The sequence below is a fragment of the Pseudomonas sp. FSO-7 genome, assembly GCF_059579345.1.
Genome location: NZ_CM184193.1, coordinates 6,446,183 through 6,469,459 on the forward strand (window position 1 = coordinate 6,446,183; position 23,277 = coordinate 6,469,459).

Genomic DNA, 23,277 nt, shown 5'->3' on the forward strand with positions numbered 1-23,277 from the left:
CGACCAGGAGCAGCAACGTGGCGAAGCAAAGTTCTCAGAAATTCATCGCGCGCAACCGCGCGCCTCGAGTGCAGATCGAGTACGACGTCGAGCTCTACGGCGCCGAGAAAAAGGTCCAGTTGCCCTTCGTCATGGGCGTCATGGCCGACCTCGCCGGCAAGCCCGCCGAGCCTCTGGCACCGGTGGCCGACCGCAAGTTCCTCGAGATCGATGTCGACAATTTCGACTCGCGCCTCAAGGCCATGCAGCCGCGCGTGGCGTTCCATGTGCCTAACGAACTGACCGGCGAAGGCAACCTGAGCCTGGACCTGACGTTCGAAAGCATGGACGACTTCAGCCCGGCGGCCGTGGCCCGCAAGGTCGACTCGCTGAACAAGCTGCTCGAAGCGCGCACCCAGTTGGCCAACCTGCTGACCTACATGGACGGCAAGACCGGCGCCGAAGAAATCATCATGAAGGCGATCAAGGACCCAGCGCTGTTGCAGGCCCTGGCGAGCGCGCCGAAGCCAGCACAGGACCAATGATCATGACTGACAATACAGCCCGCGAAGGCGTGCAAAACCTGGGCGCAACCGAAGAAACCAGCGAGTTCGCGTCCCTGCTGCTGCAAGAGTTCAAACCCAAGACCGAGCGTGCCCGCGAAGCCGTCGAGACGGCCGTGCGCACCCTGGCCGAGCAGGCCCTGGCGCAGACCGACCTGGTGTCCAACGACGCCATCAAGTCGATCGAATCGATCATCGCCGCCATTGACGCCAAGCTCACCGCCCAGGTCAACCAGGTCATCCACCACCCCGACTTCCAGCAACTGGAAAGCGCCTGGCGTGGCCTGCACTACCTGGTCAACAACACCGAGACCGATGAGCAGCTCAAGATCCGCGTGCTCAACATCTCCAAGACCGACCTGCACAAGACCCTGAAGAAATTCAAGGGCACCGCGTGGGACCAGAGCCCGCTCTTCAAGAAGATGTACGAAGAAGAATACGGCCAGTTCGGCGGCGAGCCTTACGGCTGCCTGGTGGGCGACTACTACTTCGACCAGTCGCCACCGGATGTCGAGCTGCTGGGCGAACTGTCGAAAGTCTGCGCGGCCATGCACTCGCCGTTCATCGCTGCGGCATCGCCAACTGTGATGGGCATGGGCTCGTGGCAGGAGCTGTCGAATCCACGCGACCTGACCAAGATCTTCACCACCCCGGAATACGCCGGCTGGCGCTCGCTGCGTGAATCGGAAGACTCGCGCTACATCGGCCTGACCATGCCGCGTTTCCTGGCGCGCCTGCCGTACGGCGCCAAGACCGACCCGGTGGAAGCCTTCGCCTTCGAAGAAAACACCGACGGCGCCGACAGCTCCAAGTACACCTGGGCCAACGCCGCCTACGCGATGGCGGTGAACATCAACCGTTCGTTCAAACACTTCGGCTGGTGCTCGCGCATCCGTGGCGTTGAATCTGGCGGTGAAGTGGAAAACCTGCCGGCCCACACGTTCCCGACCGACGACGGTGGCGTGGACATGAAGTGCCCAACCGAAATCGCCATCTCGGACCGCCGTGAAGCGGAGCTGGCGAAGAACGGTTTCATGCCGCTGCTGCACAAGAAAAACACCGACTTCGCCGCGTTCATCGGTGCCCAGTCGCTGCAGAAACCGGCCGAATACGACGACCCGGACGCCACCGCCAACGCCAACCTGGCCGCACGCCTGCCGTACCTGTTCGCCACTTGCCGTTTCGCCCATTACCTGAAGTGCATCGTGCGCGACAAGATCGGCTCCTTCAAAGAGAAGGACGAGATGCAGCGCTGGTTACAGGACTGGATCCTCAACTACGTCGACGGTGACCCGGCGCACTCCACCGAGACCACCAAGGCCCAGCATCCACTGGCTGCCGCCGAAGTGATCGTCGAAGAAGTCGAAGGCAACCCGGGGTACTACAACTCCAAGTTCTACCTGCGCCCGCACTACCAGCTCGAAGGGCTGACCGTGTCGCTGCGCCTGGTATCGAAACTACCTTCGGCCAAGGGCGCGTAAAGCTTTACTGAACGGTACAAGGCCAATGTGGGAGCGAGCTTGCTCGCGATGACGGTGGATCAGTTGTCATCAGCATGCCTGACACTCCGCTATCGCGAGCAAGCTCGCTCCCACAGGGGGTCTTCAGTGAATTGGAGATCGCCTTCGTAGCGTTCAACGGCAGTAATTTCGCAAGGTCAGCGTCAACCAAACAATGTGGTTAGAAACCACACAGGGAGAAAACATGGCTGTTGATATTTTCATCAAGATCGGCGACATCAAGGGCGAGTCCATGGACAAGGCCCACAAGGACGAGATCGATGTCCTGAACTGGAGCTGGGGCATGTCCCAGTCCGGCAACATGCACGTGGGCAGCGGCGGTGGTGCGGGCAAGGTCAACGTCCAGGACCTGTCCCTGACCAAGTACGTCGACAAGGCGTCGCCAAACCTGATGATGCACTGCGCCAGCGGCAAGCACATCGACAAGGTCAAGCTGACCGTGCGCAAGGCCGGCGGTGAAAGCCAGGTCGAGTACATGATCATCAACCTGGAAGAAGTGCTGGTCACTTCCCTGAGCACCGGCGGCTCGGGCAGCGATGATCGCCTGACCGAAAACGTCACCCTGAACTTCGCCAAGGTGCTGGTGGACTACCAGCCGCAGAAAGCCGACGGCACCAAGGAAGGCGGCCCGGTCAAGTTCGGCTGGAACATCCGTCAGAACGTCAAGGTGTAATCGAACACGCCCCCGGTGCCACGCGCCGGGGGTGTTTGGTGCTTGCTCGAATCCAACCTTTTCCCACGTGGTATCTGAGTCATGGCCAAGCCTTCGTTTATCAATTTGTGGAACAGCTATCCCACCACCTCCACACCCTGTGACGGGCCTTGGGATAATCAGTGCGCTATCCGGATGAGCATCACGCTCAATGCGGAACAGACGATCAAGGTCAACAAGTCGACTTACAGCGAACCCAAGTGTGCACACGAACATGCTCGGGGCGCCGAGTCGTTGGCCAGCTGGCTTTGGCGTCATCATCTGGGTCGTCCAACGATTCTGACCGGAAGCGCCGAGGACCGCCGCACACTCAATCAGAAGACAGGAATCATTTTCTTCAAGGACTGTTTTGCACGGCTCGGGCAATCCGAAGAAGCCCGTACCGGCGACCATATCGACCTATGGAATCGCGGCAGAGTCACCGGCGACTTCGCCGATCAGGCTCATCGCTCAAAGCAAGTCTGGTTTTGGGAGCTGCCATGATCAAACGAGCGCTGCTGGCGGCGTTGTCGAGCAGTCTTTTCCTAAGCCTGAGCGCTTGCGCCGAACAGACCGACCCTGCGGCTGCACAAAGCGTTCAGGTCGATCTCGCCGGCCAGACCCTGACCCTGGAAAACCACGGTCAACGTTGTGCCTTGCGCAAACCAGACCAAAGCCTGCTCACGCTGGACATGCCGTGGCCCTGCCACTTGAGCGTCGACCGTAAAGGCTTGCCACGCGTCGAGCGTTTTAACAACGCCTTGATCATCATCGTGCAGCATTTCGAACCAGAACCGGCGCCCAGCACTGAATGTCGCTCTCAATACCAAGCCATCAGACAAATCGAAGGCCGGCTGGAGGCATCGATTGTGGCCGGTGGCGGCCGTTGCATGGCCGGCGCCCTTGATCAGAAAAACTTTGTGGCCCTTTTTACGTGGTAACCGAAATCGCCACCCGCGATCGCCTGCAACCGTCCCTGCTGGACCGGTTGACCGACGACGATCCGACCAACCCCAAGGAAAGCGCCGACAAGCGCGTGCTGTCGCTCACCCAGTTGAAAGCCTCGGTGCTGCGTGACCTGGCGTGGCTGCTCAACACCACGTCATTGCTCGACGCCGATGCCACGCTGCATATCCCGGCGGGCACCTCGGTGGTGAATTTCGGCCTGCCGGCGCTGGCCGGCAACAGCGCGTCGAACGTCGATGTCTCGGCCCTGGAAACCTTGATCCACCAGGCCATTGCCACCTTCGAACCGCGCATCCTGCGTCACACCCTGCGGGTTCGGGCCCGGGCGACGGCCGAGATGAACCACAACGCCTTGAGTTTCGAGATCGAAGGCGACCTCTGGGCCCAACCCGTTCCGTTGCGTCTGATGCTGCAAACCGACCTGGACCTGGAAACCGGCCACGTGCGCGTGGTCAACGCCGACCAGCGGAGACGCCCATGAACCCGCGCCTGCTGGAGCTGTACAACCAGGAACTGCACCACGTGCGCGAAAGCGCGGCGGAGTTCGCCAAGGAATACCCCAAGATCGCCAGTCGGCTGACGTTGTCCGGCATGGACTGCGCCGACCCGTATGTCGAGCGCCTGCTGGAAGGCTTCGCCTACCTGACGGCGCGGGTGCAGCTCAAGCTCGATGCCGAGTACCCGACCTTCACCCACAACCTGCTGGAAATCGCCTACCCGCATTACCTGGCGCCGACACCGTCGATGACCGTGGTGCAAATGCAGGCCGACCCGGACGAAGGCTCGCTGAGCAGTGGTTTCCCGCTGCCCCGCGATACCGTCCTGCGCGCCGCCCTGGGTCGCGAAACCCAGACCTGCTGCGAGTACCGCACCGCCCACGCGGTGACGTTGTGGCCGTTGCAGGTCAGCCAGGCCGAATACTTCGGCAACCCGTCCGCCGTGCTCGGGCGCCTGGCCGCCAGCGAACCCAAGGCCAAGGCCGGGCTGCGCATCACACTGCGCACCGGCGCCGAGCTGCCGTTCAACAGCCTGGCCCTGGACAACCTGCCGCTGTACTTGAGCGGCGCCGACGAACAACCCTTCCGCCTCTACGAACAGCTGCTGGGCAACGCCTGCGCGGTGTTCGCCCGCAAGCCCGGCGGCGACTGGGTGGAGCGCCTGCCCCAGGATGCGTTGCGCTCGCGGGGTTTCGACGATGCCGACGCTGCGCTGCCGGTGGTGTCGCGGGCCTTCCAGGGCTATCGCCTGTTGCAGGAATACTTCGCCCTGCCCCACCGCTTCCTGTTTGTCGATTTCACCCAGTTGAGCCGCGCGGTCAAACGCTGCGACGGCCAGGAACTGGAGTTGATCGTGCTGTTCGACCGTCACGACCCGAGCCTGGAAGGCAGCGTCGGTGCATCGCAGTTCCTGCCGTTCTGCACCCCGGCCATCAACCTGTTTCCCAAGCGCCTGGATCGCATTCACTTGTCGGAGCGGGTCAACGAACACCACGTGATCGCTGACCGCACCCGACCGATGGATTTCGAAGTGCATTCGCTGAGCGGCCTCACCGGCCACGGCACCGGACCGGAGCAGCCGTTTTTACCGTTTTACGCCGTGCGCGATCCGTCCCGCTACGGCCGCGACCAGGCCTACTACACCGTACGGCGTGAGCCGCGCGTGCTGTCCAGCGACCAACGGCGCAACGGCCCGCGCTCGACCTACATCGGCAGCGAAACCTTCGTCAGCCTGGTGGACAGCCAGCAAGCGCCGTACCGGCATGACCTGCGCCAACTGGGCGTGACCGCGCTGTGCACCAACCGCGACCTGCCGCTGTTCATGAGCGTGGGCAACGGCAAGACCGACTTCACCCTGGCCGACAGTGCCCCGGTTGGCGCCGTGCGCTGCGTGGCAGGTCCCAGTCGCCCACGGGCCAGCCATGCCCACGATGCCAAGGCCTGGCGGCTGATCAGCCAGTTGTCGCTGAACTACTTGTCGTTGAGCGAACAAGGCCAAGGCGCCGCCGCCCTGCGGGAACTGCTGCGCCTGTACGGCGACAGCAACGACGCGGCGCTGCAATTGCAGATCGAAGGCCTGCGCGAAGTCAGCAGCAAGGCCTGCACCCGGCGCTTGCCGATGCCCGGCCCGATCGTGTTCGGTCGGGGCCTGGAGATCACCCTGGAATTCGATGAAAACGCGTTTCGCGGCACCGGGGTGTTCCTGCTCGGTGCGGTGTTCGAGCGCTTCCTGGCACGCTACGTGTCGATCAACAGTTTTACCGAGACGGTGATCCGTACCACCGAACGCGGCGAGATCATGCGATGGAAAGCCAAGCCCGGACGTCGTCCGACCCTGTGAGTACCCTGGAGGCGATGCACCAGGAACCCTGGGAATACGACTTCTTCCAGGCGTTGCGGCGCATCGAGTGCGAATCCCCCGAGCTGCCGCGCCTGGGCCATTCCCTGCGCCTGGCCGATGACCCGCTGCGCCTCGGGCAACAGGCCGACTGCACCTTCGCCCCGGCCACCCTCGCCTCGGTGCAACCGGGCGGCGACGGTACACCGGCGCGCCTGGAGCAATTCTTCTTCGGCCTCGGCGGCCCCAACGGCCCGATGCCGCTGCACATCACCGAGTACGTGCGCGAACGCCAGCGCAACAACGCCGACAGCACCAGCAAGCGCTTCCTCGATGTGTTTCACCATCGCCTGCTCAGCCTGTTCTACCGGGCCTGGGCCGAAGCGCGGCCGACGGTCAGCCATGACCGCCCGGACGACGACTATTGGTCGGCGCGCCTGGCGGCCCTCAGCGGCCGGGGCATGCCGAGCCTGCTCAACCAGGGGCTGATTCCCGACACGGCGAAGCTGCACTACAGCGGCCACCTGTCGGCGCAAACCCGCTACCCGGACGGCTTGAAGGCGATCCTCAGCGAGTACTTCGGCTTGCCGGTGGAGATCGAAGAATACGTCGGCCAATGGCTGGAACTGCCCGAACGCAGCCGCGTCGGGGTCAGCGCTCACCAATTGGGCGTGGACTTCTGCCTGGGCCGTTTCGTGTGGGATCGCCAGCACAAATTCCGCATTCGCCTGGGGCCACTCAAGCTCGTTGACTACATGGGCATGCTGCCCGGCAGCCAACCGTTCAACGAGCTGGTGGCCTGGGTCGCCGAATACCTGGGCCACGAGCTGGACTGGGACCTGAACCTGGTCCTGGAGCAGCCCGAAGTCCCGGCACTGCAGCTCAATGGTCGTTTCCGCCTGGGGTTCAATACCTGGCTGGGCCGCCCCGAAACAGATGCCAACGATTTAATACTGGCCCGGCATTACGCCGAACAGGCCAACACCTCACAGACCTCAAGGAGCCATGAGCATGGGTGAAATCAGTCGCGCCGCGTTGTTCGGCAAACTCAACAGCGTGGCCTACAAAGCCATCGAAGCCGCCACCGTGTTCTGCAAGTTGCGCGGTAACCCTTATGTGGAACTGGCCCACTGGTTTCACCAGTTGCTGCAACTGCAGGACTCGGACCTGCACCGCATCATCCGCCAGTTCAACATCGAGCCGGCGCGCCTGGCCCGTGACCTGACCGAAGCCCTGGACCGCCTGCCACGGGGTTCGACGTCGATCACCGACCTGTCCTCCCACGTCGAAGAAGCCGTGGAACGCGGCTGGGTCTACGGCAGCCTGATGTTCGGCGAAAGCCAGGTGCGCACCGGTTACCTGGTGCTGGGCATCCTCAAGACCCCGAGCCTGCGCCACGCGCTGCTGGGCCTGTCGTCGGAGTTCGACAAGGTCAAGGTCGAAGCCCTGAGCGAGCGGTTTGACGAATACGTCGGCGACTCGCCGGAAAACGCCCTGACCGCCAGCGACGGCTTCAATGCCGGCGCCGTGCCGGGCGAAGCCAGCGGCGCCATGGCCCCCAGCGCCATGGGCAAGCAGGAAGCCCTCAAGCGCTTTACCGTCGACCTCACCGAGCAGGCCCGCAGCGGCAAGCTCGACCCCATCGTCGGCCGTGACGAAGAGATCCGCCAACTGGTGGACATCCTCATGCGCCGCCGGCAGAACAACCCGATCCTCACCGGTGAAGCCGGCGTGGGCAAGACCGCCGTGGTCGAAGGCTTTGCCCTGCGCATCGTCGCCGGCGACGTGCCGCCGTCCCTCAAGGACGTGGAACTGCGCAGCCTCGACGTGGGCCTGTTGCAGGCCGGCGCGAGCATGAAAGGCGAATTCGAACAGCGCCTGCGCCAGGTCATCGAAGACGTCCAGGCCTCGCCCAAGCCGATCATCCTGTTCATCGACGAAGCCCACACCCTGGTGGGTGCCGGTGGCGCCGCCGGCACGGGCGACGCGGCCAACCTGCTCAAACCAGCCCTGGCCCGCGGCACCTTGCGTACCGTGGCCGCCACCACCTGGGCCGAGTACAAGAAGCACATCGAAAAAGACCCGGCCCTGACCCGCCGTTTCCAAGTGGTGCAAGTGGCCGAGCCGTCGGAAGACAAGGCCCTGCTGATGATGCGCGGCGTGGCCTCGACCATGGAAAAACACCACCAGGTGCAGATCCTCGACGAAGCCCTGGAAGCCTCGGTCAAGCTGTCCCACCGCTACATTCCCGCGCGCCAGTTGCCGGACAAATCCGTGAGCCTGCTGGACACCGCCTGCGCCCGCGTCGCCATCAGCCTGCACGCCGTGCCGGCCGAAGTGGACGACAGCCGTCGGCGCATCGAAGCGCTGGAAACCGAGCTGCAAATCATCGCCCGTGAGCACGCGATTGGCGTGGTCATCGGCACTCGCCAGACCCACAGCGAAAACCTGCTGAGCGCCGAACGCGAGCGCCTGGCCGAACTGGAAAGCCGCTGGGCCGAAGAGAAGACCCTGGTGGACGAACTGCTCGCCGCCCGCGCCACCCTGCGCGAGCGCGTCGGCGTGGTGGACAGCGAGGATGGCAGCGAGACCAGCCACGAGCTGCGCGAGAAACTGGTGGACCTGCAACAGCGCCTGACCGCCCTGCAAGGTGAAAACCCGCTGATCCTGCCGACCGTGGATTACCAGGCCGTGGCCTCGGTGGTCGCCGACTGGACCGGTATCCCGGTGGGCCGCATGGCCCGCAACGAACTGGAAACCGTGCTCAACCTCGACCAGCACCTGAAAAAACGCATCATCGGCCAGGACCATGCCTTGCAGATGATCGCCAAGCGCATCCAGACCTCCCGCGCCGGCCTCGACAACCCGAGCAAGCCGATTGGCGTGTTCATGCTCGCCGGCACCTCCGGCGTGGGCAAGACCGAAACCGCCCTGGCCCTGGCCGAAGCCATGTATGGCGGCGAGCAGAACGTCATCACCATCAACATGAGCGAGTTCCAGGAAGCCCACACCGTGTCGACCCTCAAGGGCGCGCCACCGGGCTACATCGGCTACGGCGAAGGCGGCGTGCTGACCGAAGCCGTGCGGCGCAAACCGTACAGCGTGGTGTTGCTGGACGAGGTGGAAAAAGCCCACCCGGACGTGCATGAGATCTTCTTCCAGGTGTTCGACAAAGGCGTGATGGAAGACGGCGAAGGCCGGGTGATCGACTTCAAGAACACCTTGATCCTGCTGACCACCAACGCCGGCACCGAGTTGATCGCCCAGGTCTGCAAGGCCCCGCAGAACGTGCCCGAGCCGGAAGAAATCGCCAAGGCCCTGCGCCAGCCGTTGCTGGAGATTTTCCCGCCGGCCCTGCTCGGCCGCCTGGTGACGATTCCGTACTACCCGCTCAGCGACGAGATGCTCAAGGCCATCACCCGCCTGCAACTCAACCGCATCAAGAAGCGCGTGGAGAGCACCCACAAAGTGGCCTTCGACTACGACGACGCGGTGGTCGACCTGATCGTCTCGCGTTGCACCGAAACCGAAAGCGGCGGGCGCATGATCGACACCATCCTGACCAACAGCCTGCTGCCGGACATGAGCCGCGAGTTCCTGACCCGCATGCTCGAAGGCAAGGCCTTGGCCAGCGTGCGGATCAGTGCCGTGGATAACGAATTGCAGTACGATTTCAGCGACGCGGCCTGACGGTAAGGAACACCGTACAACCCTGTGGGAGCGAGCTTGCTCGCGATAGCGCAAGTTCATTCAACATCAATGTTGACTGATACGCCGCCATCGCGAGCAAGCTCGCTCCCACAGTGGCATCTTCCACAGTGGGGTTGCGTTCCTTCAGCCATTACAACTTGCACGAGACACTCGATGTTATTCAACCAAGCCTCACGCCTGGCCAAGATCACCAGCCCCCTCGGGCCCGAGGTCCTGTTGCTCAAGGACATGGGCGGCGGCGAAGAGCTGGGGCGGCTGTTCAACTACGAGTTGCAGCTGCACTCGCTGGACAACGCCATCGACTTGAATCAGCTGCTCGGCAAGCCCATGTGCGTGAGCCTGCAACTCGATGGCGGTGGCGAGCGCTACTTCCATGGCATCGTCGCCCGGTGCAGCCAGAACGTCGACCAGGGCCAGTTCGCCAGCTACCAGGCCACCTTGCGCCCGTGGCTGTGGCTGCTGACCCGCACCTCCGATTGCCGGATTTTCCAGAACCTCACCATTCCGCAGATCATCAAGCAGGTGTTCCGCGACCTTGGGTTTTCCGATTTCGAAGACGCCTTGAGCCAGTCCTACCGCGAGTGGGAATACTGCGTGCAGTATCGCGAGACCAGCTTCGATTTCGTCAGCCGCTTGATGGAACAAGAAGGGATTTACTACTTCTTCCGCCATGAACAGGGCCGTCATGTACTGGTACTGGCCGACGCCTATGGTGCCCATGCCACGGCACCCGGCTACGGTTCGGTGCCGTACTACCCGAAGAATGAGCAACAGCGCGAGCGCGATCACATCCACGATTGGCACCTGGCCCAGGAAGTCCAGCCCGGCTCATTGGAGCTCAACGACTACGACTTCCAGCGCCCCAGCGCGCGCATCGACGTGCGCTCGGCCATGCCGCGCCCGCACATCGCCGGCGACTATCCGCTGTACGACTACCCTGGCACCTACGTGCAAAGCGCCGACGGCGAACACTACGCCCGTACCCGCATCGAAGCCTTGCAGACCCTGCACGAGCAAGTCGAGCTGGCCGGCAATGCCCGGGGCCTGGGTTCGGGGCATCTGTTCAGCCTCACCGGCTTCAGCCGCCAGGACCAGAACCGCGAATACCTGATCGTTGGCGCTCGCTACTACCTTTCCCAGGAAAGCGGCGAAACCGGTGGCGGCGCGCCGACCGCGCAGTTCGAAAGCAGCCTGACCTGCATCGACGCCCAGCAAAGTTATCGCCCGATGGCGACTACCCATCGGCCCATCGTCAAAGGCCCGCAGACCGCGTTGGTGGTCGGCCCCAAGGGCGAGGAAATCTGGACCGATCAGTTCGGCCGGGTGAAGGTGCATTTTTATTGGGACCGGCACGACCAATCCAACGAAAACAGCTCCTGCTGGATTCGGGTGTCACAGGCTTGGGCCGGGAAAAACTGGGGCTCGATGCAGATCCCGCGCATCGGCCAGGAAGTGATCGTGAGCTTCCTCGAGGGTGACCCGGACCGGCCAATCATCACCGGCCGCGTCTACAACGCCGAACAGACCGTGCCTTACGACCTGCCGGAAAACGCGACCCAGAGCGGCATGAAAAGCCGTTCGAGCAAAGGCGGCACGCCGGCGAACTTCAACGAAATCCGCATGGAAGACAAGAAAGGCGCCGAGCAGTTGTACATCCATGCCGAGCGCAACCAGGACATCGTGGTCGAGGTGGACGAGAGCCATTCGGTGGGCCACGACCGCAACAAAAGCATCGGCCATAACGAAACAGTGACCATCGGCAACAACCGCCTGCGCATCGTCAAGCAGGAAGACATCCTCTCGGTGGGCCAGCGCAAGACCGACAGCATCAGCCAGAGCTACGTCATCGAAGTGGGCGAGAACCTGCGCCTGGTGTGCGGTGAAAGCATTCTGGAGCTCAACGCCAGCGGCCAGATCAACCTGACCGGCGTGCAGATCAGCTTCTACGCCAGCGGCGATGCCGAGTTCAACACCGGCGGCGTGCTGCACCTGAACAACGGCGGCGGCCCCGGTGCCACGCCGGACGGCCAGGGCGTCAAGGGCAGCATCGACGCCAACATCAGTGCCGCGTTCCCCAAGGGCTAACTTCGAGATTTATGCGCCATGACTTACCGCCTCAATGAATTCCAGCTCCAGTTGCCGCCCAGCGAGTTGCTGGACGCGACGATCAACATCCTCAAGTTCCCTGAATTGGGCACCTCTTTGATCGTCAGCCGCAGCCTGCTGGCCGACGGCGAGACCCTGCAAAGCAACCTCGACGACCAGCTCAAGCGCCTGGAAAAACAAGTCCAGGACTTGCGCTGCCAACCAGGCGCCACCCTGCGCGTTGGCGCCAACCAGGAAGTCGAAGCTATCGAGCTGCGCAGCCAGTTCAACAAAGGCAACGAAAAGGTCTTCCAGTACCAATTGGCGCTGGTACTGCCGGGCACCCGCAAGATGCTTGCCTTGAGCTATGTGAAGGCGGAAAAACTCGGCGACGCCGAAGCGGCGCATTGGGCAACAATCAAGGGGTCGCTGTTGTTCGACGTTCCGGCTTGATGAGCACCTTGCATGTCTGATGCACTCTGGGCCGCCCGGCTGGGCGACGCACTGAACCACACCTCGATGATGGCCGATATCCTCGGCGGCGTCTTGGAAGTGGCCGCGAACATTGCGATCACCGCCGTGGCGACAGCGGCCGTGGTGGCCGCTACGGGCATCACTGTTGCCACGGGTGGGTTGGGTTGTTTCCTGCTCGGCGCCGTGGTGGGCGCCGTCGTCGGCCTTGCCATGAGCAAGACTGGAGCCGATAAGGGCTTGAGCGATATATGCGAGGGCATCGGCAACGCCTTGTTCCCTCCCACGGTGCAGGCCAACATCCTCACCGGCTCCACCAACACCCTGACCAACAATATCCCGGCCGCTCGAGCCGCCGGGGCGATTCAATCCCATGTCGCGCCAGCCGGTACCGAGCTTGAGGCCCCCGAGCCAGAAGCCGAACCCAGTTACCTGGACATGGCCGAGCATTTCTTTTCGCAGATGTGGCGTCCCACCGTCGCCACGCCCGCGCCCGGTGCCGTGCCCAAGCCGCTGGACATGATCGCGTGCATGAAGCATCCGCCTATGCCGCCGCAGTTCCTGGCCGAAGGTTCGGACAAAGTCACCATTAACGGCCAGCCCGCCGTGCGCAGCGGCGATCGCAGCACCTGCGATGCGACCGTGGTGTCGTCCGGGTTGATTTCCCCTGACGTGACCATTGGCGGCGGTTCGGTGGTGGTGCGCGAGATCCGCAGCGGCAAGACCCCTGGCGTAGGGTTGGCCGTCACCGCCTTGCTGATGCTCAAGGGCGGCAAAGGTAAATTCCTCAGTAACCTGCCGTGCATGCTGGTGGGCGGTGCGGCTTCCATGGCCGTCAGCAGCGCGATGGGCGCAGTGGCCAACGCCGCCATGGGCTCATCGAACCCCGTGCATGCCGCCACCGGGGCCAAGGTACTGGGCGATGTCGAAGAGATGGATTTCGTCCTGCCCGGCATCTTGCCGATCGACTGGCAGCGCTTCTATAACAGCCGCGACGAACGCCATGACGGGATGTTCGGGGCAGGTTGGAGCGTGCCCTATGAGGTACGCGTCGAAATCCTGCCTCACCCCGAGGGCGGCGAAACACTGGTCTACACCGATGAACAGGGCCGGCGCATCGACATGGGCTCGATTGCCCTGGGCGGCGCCGTGTTCAGTGCCGGTGAAGGCCTCAGCGTGCGGCGCCATGCCAACGGCGAACTGCTGATCGAAAGCGCAGACGGCTTGTACCGGCTGTTCGAACCCTCGCCCGCCAATGCAGCGCTGCTGCGCCTGAACCAACTGGGTGATCGCAACGACAATCGCATCTACCTGGACTACGACGACACCGGACGCCTGGCGCAATTGCGCGACACCTTCGACCTGACCCGCATCGCGCTGGCGTATGACCAGCGCTGGCCGCAACGGGTCAGCCGGATCGACCGCCTCTACGCCGATCAACGCCGGGAAGTGTTGATGCACTATGACTACGACGGCCTGGGCAACCTGGAACAGGTCCGTCAGTCCAACGGCCAGGTGAAACGTCGCTATGCCTACGATGCCGGGCGGCGAATGGTGGAACACCAACTGCCCACCGGGCTTCGCTGTTTCTATGAATGGGCGCTGGTTGAAAACCTGGAATGGCGGGTTGCTCGTCACTGGACCGACGCCGGCGATGCCTACACCTTCGACTACGACCTGGTCGCCGGCACCACCCGCATCACCGACGGATTGAATCGCATCAGCACCCGTCGCTGGGATGCCCGCTATCAGATCACCGAAGCCACCGACGCGCTGGGCCGCACCTGGACCTTCCAGTGGAACGACGAAAGCCAGTTACTGGGGGCGACCGCTCCCAACGGCGGGCAGCATCAGTTCAGCTATGACGAAGCGGGCAACCTCTGCGAAACCCGCGACCCGCTGGGGCGTAGCGAATCCACACTGTGGCTCGAGCACTGGGCCCTGCCCCTGGCTGAAACCGATGCCGCGGGTAACACCTGGCAGTATCGCTATGACTCACGGGGCAATCGCATTCGGGAAACCGACCCGCTGGGCAACATCACCCGCTATCGCCACGACGCCCACGGCCAGGTGGTGGAGGTCATCGACGCCACCGGCAAAAGCAAAACCATGCGCTGGACGGCCCTTGGGCAACTGAGCGAGCACACCGACTGTTCGGGTTACACCACACGCTTGAGCTACTGCGAGCGCGGGCTGTTGCTCAGCAGCACCGATGCGCTGGGGGAGCGGACGCTTTTCAGCTACGACGATCAAGGCCGCTTGCTTAGCAAGCAACTGCCGGACGGGCGCACCGAGCACTACCAGCGCGATGCGAGCGGACAGTTGATCGGCTATAGCGACCCGGCCGGGCACACGACGAATTTCCAGCACACCCCAAGCGGTCAGTTGCAGGTACGCACCGACGCCCATGGCCGCCGGGTGGAACTGAGCTACGACCACTACGGGCGCCTACTGGCGCTGACCAACGAAAATGGCGAGTGCTACCGATTTACCTGGGACGCCGCCGACCGCTTGAGCGCCCAACACAGCCTGGATGGCAGCCTCAAGCGCTACGCCTACGACCCGCTGGACAACGTCACCCGCGTGGAAGCGCTCGCGGTGCCCGGCAGCACCGACCTGGACCTCTCGCCACACGCCCCCATCATCCATGAGCTGGAGCGCGACGCGATGGGACGGCTGGTGGCAAAAGTCACCGAAGACGGGCGTACCGAGTACAGCTACGACGCGCTCGACCAAGTCAACGCCATCACCTTCACCCGCCAGACCGGCGAAGTGCAAACCGTGGGTTTTGGTTACGACGCGTTGGGACAACTGGTGACCGAGCAGAGTTGGGCCGGATGCCTGGAACATCGCTACGACGAACTGGGCAACCTGACCCAGACGCTGCTTCCCGATGGCCGTTGGCTGAACCGCCTGCACTACGGCAGCGGCCACCTGCACCAGATCAACCTCGATGGCCAGGTCATCAGCGATTTCGAACGCGACCGTCTGCACCGCGAAGTGCTGCGCACCCAAGGACGCCTGAGCACCCGTAGCGAATACGACCGCAGCGGTCGCCTGCGCGCCCGCCAGCGCCGACAGCAAGGCCAATCCACATTGCGGCCCCCAGCGGCGCAATCGCTGTTTGGCTATGACGCCAGCGACCAGTTGGTGGAACGCTTCGACAGCCAACCCGATGCCGCCCATCGCCAGTTACTGCACTACGACGCCACCGGCCGCATCCTCGCCAGCCAGGACAACCTCCAGGGCCAGCGTGAAGGCTTTGCCTATGACCCCGCCGCCAACCTGCTCGACGGGCTCACGACCGGTGCAGGGCGGGTCGCGCATAACCGCCTGTTGACCTACCAAGACAAGCGCTACCGCTATGACGGTTTCGGTCGCATGGTCGAAAAACGCAGCGCCCGGCGTGGCGTCCAACGTTTTCGCTACGACGCCGAACAACGCCTTGTGGAGGTTCACAACGATAATGGCTCGGTCGTCAAAATGACCTACGACCCGCTGGGTCGACGCATCGAGAAGACCGAATACGACCGCCACGGCACTGTGCTCGGCTGCACCCGTTTCACCTGGGATGCGCTGCAACTGTTGCAAGAACACCGCGACAGCCAGACCAGCCTCTACATCTATGTCGACGACAGTCACGAACCCCTGGCGCGCGTCGACGGCCTGGGCGACCAGCAGAAGGTCCGTTATTACCACAACGATTTCAACGGCCTGCCCGAACAGCTTTCGGAAGCCGATGGCCACACACTCTGGCGCGCCCGCCACCAGATATGGGGCGGCACGGCCGAAGAATTGCGCGAACCCTATTACATCGAAGAGCAGAACCTGCGTTTCCAGGGCCAATACCTGGACCGCGAAACCGGGCTGCACTACAACACCCTGCGCTTCTACGACCCGGACATCGGCCGCTTCACCACACCGGACCCCATCGGCCTGGCGGGTGGGCTGAACCTCTACCAGTACGCGCCGAACCCGGTGAGTTGGATCGACCCGTCAGGGCTGATGAAATGCTCGACGCCACCCAAGGGTCGCAAGGTCAACCGGACGGTCTATCGCTTTGAAGAGCCAGGGCGCATCAGCACCACGTGGACAGCGCACAAATGGAACGTCGCAGCCCGGCACCGCTACACCGCCCCGGGGCTGGGCGGTGTCTATGGCGCCAACTCACGCAAGACCGCCATGGGCGAAGTCAATCACTGGGGTGTGGACCTCTCCACCCGGGTGCTGGTGAGCAAGAAAGTGCAGCTCAACAATGTCCTGGATCTGACCCGGGCCGATGTGCGCAAGCAATTGGGGGTTTCCCTCAAGAGCATCACCGGCGATAAATACACCCAGACCCATCAAATCGGCGCCTGGGCCAAGGCTAATGGCTATGATGGGATCCTGGCGCCGTCGGCGCGAAACCCGACCGGCAGCAACTTGATTTCCTTTGCGGGTTTTTAGAATGGGACTGGAAGACGAATACGTCGGCGACGCCGATTGGCAGACGTTCGTGCGGCTGTACGAAGAAGACTACCTCGACGACAACGCCCGCACGCTGGCCAAGGCCATGGACGAGCACCTCGACATGGCCGTGGTGCTGTACGGCAAAAGGGGGCTCAAGGAAGGTTTATGGTGGCTGGAACAGACCGTGCCCGCCTTGGGCAACAAACGGCCGGCCGATTGCCTCAAGACCCCGAAACTGATCAAGCGCCTGAGAATGGCCTTGATGAGCATGCCGTAACCCACAAGGACACCGGTGCAATGGAAGGCATCAAATTGCTTGAACACACGTTTCCCCGCCACCCTACCCGCCTGAGCGCCCTGCATGTCTGACGCGCTCTGGGCCGCCCGCCTGGGCGATGCACTCAACCACACCTCGATGATGGCCGACATCCTCGGCGGCGTATTGGAGGTGGCGGCCAACATTGCGATCACCGCCCTGGCGACCGCCGCCGTGGTCGCGGCCACGGGCATCACCGTGGTCACTGGCGGCCTGGGCTGCTTCGTCCTGGGCCTGGTGGTGGGCACCATCGTCGGCCTGGCCATGAGCAAGACCGGGGCCGACAAAGGCCTGAGCAATTTATGCGAGGGTATCGGCAACGCCTTCTTTCCGCCCACGGTGCAGGCCAACATCCTCACCGGCTCCAAGGACACCTTTACCAACAACATCCCCTCGGCCCGCGCCGCCGGCGCTGTTGTTTCCCATGTCGCGCCGGCCGGCACCGAGCTGGAAATGCCCGAGGCGGAAGAGGAAGCCGAAGCCAGTTACCTGGACATGGCCGGCGATTTTTTCTCGCAGATGTGGCGCCCCACGGTCGCCTCCCCCGCCCCCGGTACGGAGACCCGGCCGGAAGACCTGGTGATCTGCACCAAGCACCCTCCCATGCCGCCGCAGTTCATGGCCGAAGGTTCGGACAAGGTCACCATCAACGGCCAGCCCGCCGTGCGCAGCGGCGACCGCAGCACCTGCGATGCGACGGTGGTGTCGGCCGGGCTGATCTCCCCCAACGTGACCATTGGCGGCGGCTCGGTGGTGGTGCGTGAGATTCGCAGCGGCAAGACCCCGGGCGTGGGCCTGGCGGTCACCGCGTTGCTGATGCTCAAGGGCGGCAAGGGCAAGTTCTTCAGCAAACTGCCGTGCATGCTGGTGGGCGGCGCGGTGTCCATGGCTGCCAGCAGCGCGGCGAACGCGGCCGCCAATGCCGCCATGGGCTCGTCGAACCCGGTCCATGCCGCCACGGGCGCCAAAGTATTGGGCGGTGACGAAGAGCTGGATTTCGTCTTGCCCGGCATCCTGCCGATTGACTGGCAGCGCGTGTACAACAGCCGCGACGAGCGCCGTGACAGTTTGTTCGGCGCCGGCTGGAGCGTCGCCTACGAAGTCCAAGTGGACATCCTGCCCCACCCCGACGGCGGCGAAACCCTGGTCTACACCGATGAACAAGGCCGGCCCATCGACATGGGCTCGATCCCCTTGGGCGGCGCGGTGTTCAGCGCCGGCGAAGGCCTGGCCGTGCGCCGCCATGTGAACGGGCAACTGCTGATCGAAAGCGAAGACGGCCTGTACCGCTTGTTCGAACCTTCGCCAGCCAACCCATCACACCTGCGCCTGAGCCAACTGGGCGACCGCAACGATAACCGCATCCACCTCGACTACGACGACGCTGGCCATCTGGTATGGCTGCGCGACACCTTCGACCTGGTGCAGGTCGAGCTGATCCGCGAAGGCGAACGCGTCACCCAGATCGAACGCCTCTACCCGGACCAAACGCGAGAGGTGCTGGTCAGCTACGCCTACGACGCGGCCAACACCCTCGCCGAAGTGCGCGACGCCACCGGCCAGGTGCAACGGCGCTTCCGCTACGACGCCGGGCAACGGATGGTCGAGCACCAGTTGCCCACCGGCCTGCACTGCTTCTACGAATGGGCCCTGATCGATGATCAGGAATGGCGCGTGGTCCGCCACTCGACCGACGAAGGCGACGCCTACCAGTTCGACTATGACCTCAAGGCCGGCATCACCCGCATCAGCGACAGCCTGCAGCGCGTCAGCACCCGGCACTGGAACAGCCAGCACCAGATCATCCAGTTCAGCGACAACCTCGGCCAGACGTGGCTGTTCGAGTGGAACGATGAGCGCCAGTTGCTCAGCGCCACCGATCCACAGGGCGGCCAGTACTCATTCAGCTACGACGACGCCGGCAACCTCATCAGCGAAACCGACCCGTTGGGCCGCAGCGAATCCACCCTCTGGCTCGAACACTGGGCCCTGCCGCTGGTGGACACCAACGCCGCCGGCCACAGCTGGAAGTACCGCTACGATCAACGCGGCAACTGCACCGCGGAAACCGACCCGCTGGGCCATGTCACTCGCTATCGCCATGACGCCCACGGCCAGGTCGTGGAAATCATCGACGCCACCGGTAAAAGCAAAAAACTGCGCTGGAACCCGTTCGGGCAATTGGTGGAACACGTCGATTGCTCGGGTTACCCGACGCGCTTCAGCTACGACGCGCGCGGTTACCTGCAGACCATCACCGACGCCCTCGGCGAACGCACCCAATTCAGCTACGACGCCCAGGGGCGCCTGCTCGGCAGCCAATTGCCGGACGGCCGCACCGAGCACTACCAGCGCGACACCGCAGGCTTACTCACCGGCTACACCGACCCGGCCGGGCACACCACGCGCTACCAACACAACCGCCGCGGCCAGGTTCGCCAACGCACCGACGCCCAGGGCCGGCAGGTGCAGTTCGCCTACGACAGCTTCGGCCGGCTGCAAGCGCTGACCAACGAGAATGGCGAGAGCTACCGGTTTGCCTGGGATGCCGGGGATCGGTTGACCGAACAACAAGACCTGGATGGCAGCGCCAAGCGCTACGACTACGACCGCCTCGACAACGTCGCGGCAGTGACGGCGATTCCGGCACCGTACGGCACGGGCCTGGCGCTCATTCCCGAAACACCACCGGCACCCATCGTCCATCGCCTGGAACGCGACGCCGCGGGCCGGCTGATCGCCAAAGTCACCGACGATGGCCGCACCGAATACAGCTACGACCCGCTGGACCAACTCACCGCCGTCACGTTCACCGACCTGCAAGGCAACGCCCAGACCCTGAGCTTCGCCTACGACGCCCTCGGCCAGTTGCTCGTCGAAAACAGCGCCGCCGGCAGCCTGCAACACCACTACGACGAACTCGGCAACCTGATCCAGAGCCAACTGCCCGATGGCCGCTGGGTCAACCGCCTGTACTACGGCAGCGGCCACCTGCACCAGATCAACCTCGACGGCCAGGTCATCAGCGACTTCGAACGCGACCGCCTGCACCGCGAAGTGCTGCGCACCCAAGGGCAGATCAGCACCCGCAGCGAATACGACCGCAGCGGCCGCCTGCGCGCACGGCAACGCCGTCACAGTAGCCAACCCTCGCTGTTGCCGGCGGCTGTGCAAAAACACTTCGAGTACGACCCCGCCGACAACCTCATCGGCAAACTCGACCAGCAACCCACCGCGCAACAGCGCCAGCTCCTGCACTACGACGCCACCGGCCGCATCATCGCCAGCCAGGACAGCCTGCACGGCCAGCGCGAGACCTTCACCTACGACGCCGCCGCCAACCTGCTGGACGGCCCGGCCCCCGGCGCCGGGCTGGTGGTGCATAACAAGCTGCTGACCTACCAGGACAAGCGTTACCGCTACGACGCCTTCGGCCGAATGATCGAAAAACGCAGCGCCAAACGCGGCGTGCAGCACTTTGCCTACGACGCCAACAGCCGCTTGATCGAGGTGCGCAACGACGACGGCAGCGTGGTCAACATGGCCTACGATCCGCTGGGCCGGCGCATCGAAAAAACCGAACACGACAGCAATGGTTACCCGCTGGGCGAAACCCGTTTCACCTGGGATGGCCTGCGCCTGTTGCAGGAACACCGCCACCAGCAAACCAGCCTGTACCTCTACGAAGACGACGGTTACGAACCCCTGGCCCGCGTCGACGGCAGCGGCCCGCTGCAAAAGATCCGCTACTACCACAACGACCTCAACGGCCTGCCGGAACAACTCACCGAAGCCGACGGGCACAACGTGTGGCAGGCCACGTATCGGGTGTGGGGCAATACGCTGGAAGAAGTGCGCGAGCCGTATTACATCGAAGAGCAGAATTTGCGGTTCCAGGGGCAATACCTGGACCGGGAAACCGGGCTGCATTTCAATACGTTCAGGTTTTATGATCCGGATGTGGGGCGGTTTACTACGCCGGATCCGATTGGGTTGGAAGGTGGGCTCAATCTTTACCAATACGCTCCGAACCCTATCGGTTGGGCGGATCCATGGGGCTGGGCGTATGCCGGGGTAGATTTCACGGGAAGCAGTGATCTGTATCCGATTAAAGGCGCACAAAAAAATATCGTGACGATCAAGATGCAAGGCTCCAGGTCGCGTGACTTTACTCAAGCCTATAAAGAAGCCGGTATTCCAAGGAGTGCCAAGAAGGACTATACCTGGCACCACGTCGATGACTTCGACCCTAAAACGGGTAACACAACGATGCAGCTTGTCAGGAAATCTGCCCATGAAGCCACCTATCCCCATGGCGGTTCAGTTGCGCAATATGAGAAACATTTCAAAGTTAATTACGACAGCAGCGAATCAGTCCTAGCAGCGTCCAAGAAAGGCTGGCTCGCCAACAAAATTCCCAACACCAAAGTCAAACCTGGGCGCTGCTCATGATTGGAGATTTCGATGCTTGAAAACAAATTCTCAGATTACGAAAAGGCCATTACCCCGGCGGATTTGGACCAGCTGGAGTCCGTGATCGGCAAGAAGCTACCGGCTCCCTTTCGAAACCATTACCTCAAGTACAACGGCGGCATGCCGGAACGAGCTTATTGGGTCAGCGAAGACTTTTTCGACCCCATCGAAGTCGCCTCTTTCAGGCCGATTACCTATGGTGAACCCACGCTACTGTCCACCTACCAATTGATGCTGAAGAAACAAGTTCTGCCTGCACATCTCCTTCCTTTCGCAGACGACCTGGGTGGCAATTTCTTTTGCTTGAACCTTGATTCGGGAGCCATCAGTTATTTCACGACTGACACGTTTGATAGTGACCTCAGCCCAGAAGAGAACCAGGCTGAATCCGAGAAGCCTATTTGCTCGAACTTCCTCCGCTTCGTTCAAGGGCTGATCGATGAGGAAGATTTGGACGAGGAATAAATCAGCGAACGCCACAGCGTTGATCTGAAGCGCTAATCCCGTGGCGAGGGAGCTTGCTCCCGCTGGGCGGCGAAGCCGCCCCAAAACAAGCTGACACATTTCTCCGGAAAAACGCATCAGCCGGTTTACGACGGCTGCGCCGCCGAGCGGGAGCAAGCTCCCACGCCACGGTGTTTGACCAGGAATGTGCTGCAGCCTTCGCGAGCAAGCGCGTACAAATGATTGGCGGTGCGCCCCCACGTGAAGCTCGACCTGCGCGAGAGTTCTGAAATGCCCGATGGATTGATCACGGCCAACTCACCTTAATTTTTATCGGCGACCCCGCCATCTAGCGCTTTTGAGATGCGACGCCTAGGCGTCCGTTTCACCTTGGAAATAGATTACGGCCACTCATCAAATTTGTTTGACGGTACGCTTAAAGGCGAATAGCCTTACCCCTGAGCGCGAAACCAGTTGCCTCCCAGCGGCTATAACTGGCGTAGGAACCCCGTCGATGGCTGGGACATCAGCGTAGGGTGAGACCTCCACACCCCTGCTTGAGGGTGTGTATATGAATATCAAGCTTAAAATTCAAGGGCTACTGTCACCAGTAGCCCTTTTCTTTGCCTGTCACAAAAGGGTGTAGCGCTTGTACAGCAGCTCGCCATGGCGGTGCTTGTTGAGCGACTTCGCGTCAGTGTGCATGAAGTTCCACAGCATCTGCCCCTCGAAGAACACAACGCTTACCAACATCTGCCGCTTTGACTCATACGCGCCGATGAATGCCAGACGATCAGTGCCGTCAGTAAAGGCCACTTTCCACACTTCTAGCGGCCCTGTGAGCGTATCTAGAGCAAGTCTCACGTAGCGCTCACGGGCATCCTGTCGCTTTTCGACGATGTGATAAATGCTGCTGCGCAGAATGGTCACGTCGCCCATGGGCGTCTCGACGGTTAGGGACAAGATCGCAGGGTCAACAAATCCCAGGTACTGAGCCGTCACCTCGATGGCGTCTTCATGGCTGGTCGCCGCAATCACTTCCTCAAGGGCATGTATACGCAGTTCACGCGCCAAAGTACGCAGGTCGGGAAGATTGCTATCAACCCAAGTGGGCTGGCCCTTTACCTCAGAAATCCCAGGTAGGAGATTGTCCGTGCTCAACGTCGTCGCTCAATCTTGGCGGCGGTTAGGGTTGATCTGCTATTTGCTAGCGACGTCAGGCGGCGATCTGTCGCGACAGTTTTAATTCTCTGAAAAGACCTCAGCGAAACTTGG

Annotated in this window: 16 protein-coding genes; 15 read left to right on the forward strand and 1 reads right to left on the reverse strand. The window is 62.5% G+C overall.

The annotated features are described in order from the left end of the window. Positions 1-17: 17 nt before the first annotated feature. From tssB to AC515T_RS28500, 15 genes are all read left to right on the forward strand, one after another. The gene (gene tssB, locus AC515T_RS28430) at positions 18-524 is read left to right on the forward strand and encodes a type VI secretion system contractile sheath small subunit (protein WP_003177230.1); all 507 of its coding nucleotides are present in this window, start codon (positions 18-20) and stop codon (positions 522-524) included. Positions 525-526: 2 nt separating this feature from the next. After that, a complete protein-coding gene (tssC, locus tag AC515T_RS28435) occupies positions 527-2,023 on the forward strand; it encodes a type VI secretion system contractile sheath large subunit (RefSeq protein WP_496530846.1) in 1,497 nt (498 codons plus the stop codon). Positions 2,024-2,246: 223 nt separating this feature from the next. Further along, on the forward strand, positions 2,247-2,735 hold the full coding sequence (locus AC515T_RS28440) for an Hcp family type VI secretion system effector (RefSeq protein WP_135847808.1): 489 nt from the start codon (positions 2,247-2,249) through the stop codon (positions 2,733-2,735). Between the two features lie 81 nt (positions 2,736-2,816). Then, on the forward strand, positions 2,817-3,257 hold the full coding sequence (locus AC515T_RS28445) for a type VI secretion system amidase effector protein Tae4 (RefSeq protein ID WP_122567586.1): 441 nt from the start codon (positions 2,817-2,819) through the stop codon (positions 3,255-3,257). After that, positions 3,254-3,694: a hypothetical protein gene (locus tag AC515T_RS28450; protein ID WP_496530847.1), complete on the forward strand. Its 441-nt coding sequence runs from the start codon at positions 3,254-3,256 to the stop codon at positions 3,692-3,694. Before AC515T_RS28445 ends, AC515T_RS28450 begins: the two co-directional genes overlap by 4 nt. Then, a complete protein-coding gene (tssE, locus tag AC515T_RS28455) occupies positions 3,688-4,200 on the forward strand; it encodes a type VI secretion system baseplate subunit TssE (RefSeq protein WP_496530848.1) in 513 nt (170 codons plus the stop codon). Before AC515T_RS28450 ends, tssE begins: the two co-directional genes overlap by 7 nt. Then, on the forward strand, positions 4,197-6,056 hold the full coding sequence (tssF, locus tag AC515T_RS28460) for a type VI secretion system baseplate subunit TssF (RefSeq protein ID WP_496530849.1): 1,860 nt from the start codon (positions 4,197-4,199) through the stop codon (positions 6,054-6,056). The genes tssE and tssF overlap by 4 nt, the downstream gene beginning before the upstream one ends. After that, positions 6,020-7,072, forward strand: a complete 1,053-nt coding sequence (tssG, locus tag AC515T_RS28465; protein WP_060740015.1) for a type VI secretion system baseplate subunit TssG — start codon at positions 6,020-6,022, stop codon at positions 7,070-7,072. The genes tssF and tssG overlap by 37 nt, the downstream gene beginning before the upstream one ends. Beyond that, a complete protein-coding gene (gene tssH / locus AC515T_RS28470; RefSeq protein WP_496530850.1) occupies positions 7,065-9,743 on the forward strand; it encodes a type VI secretion system ATPase TssH in 2,679 nt (892 codons plus the stop codon). The genes tssG and tssH overlap by 8 nt, the downstream gene beginning before the upstream one ends. Before the next feature lie 174 nt (positions 9,744-9,917). Then, positions 9,918-11,849, forward strand: coding sequence for a type VI secretion system Vgr family protein (locus AC515T_RS28475; protein ID WP_496530851.1), 1,932 nt, complete (start codon positions 9,918-9,920; stop codon positions 11,847-11,849). A gap of 18 nt (positions 11,850-11,867) precedes the next feature. Beyond that, a complete protein-coding gene (locus AC515T_RS28480) occupies positions 11,868-12,302 on the forward strand; it encodes a DcrB-related protein (protein WP_496530852.1) in 435 nt (144 codons plus the stop codon). Positions 12,303-12,314: 12 nt separating this feature from the next. Further along, positions 12,315-16,766 carry an RHS repeat-associated core domain-containing protein gene (locus tag AC515T_RS28485; protein WP_496530853.1) on the forward strand — a complete coding sequence of 1,484 codons (4,452 nt, stop codon included), beginning with the start codon at positions 12,315-12,317 and terminating at the stop codon, positions 16,764-16,766. Between the two features lies 1 nt (position 16,767). Then, a complete protein-coding gene (locus AC515T_RS28490) occupies positions 16,768-17,046 on the forward strand; it encodes a hypothetical protein (protein WP_305468844.1) in 279 nt (92 codons plus the stop codon). A gap of 84 nt (positions 17,047-17,130) precedes the next feature. Next, positions 17,131-21,537 (forward strand): RHS repeat-associated core domain-containing protein, encoded by a 4,407-nt coding sequence (locus AC515T_RS28495; RefSeq protein ID WP_496530854.1) that lies wholly within the window; start codon positions 17,131-17,133, stop codon positions 21,535-21,537. A gap of 12 nt (positions 21,538-21,549) precedes the next feature. Further along, positions 21,550-22,023 (forward strand): SMI1/KNR4 family protein, encoded by a 474-nt coding sequence (locus tag AC515T_RS28500; RefSeq protein ID WP_496530855.1) that lies wholly within the window; start codon positions 21,550-21,552, stop codon positions 22,021-22,023. 609 nt (positions 22,024-22,632) lie between these two features. Here AC515T_RS28500 and AC515T_RS28505 read toward each other — a convergent pair. Continuing rightward, positions 22,633-23,163 (reverse strand): PBECR2 nuclease fold domain-containing protein, encoded by a 531-nt coding sequence (locus AC515T_RS28505; protein WP_496530856.1) that lies wholly within the window; start codon positions 23,161-23,163, stop codon positions 22,633-22,635. Positions 23,164-23,277 lie beyond the last annotated feature (114 nt).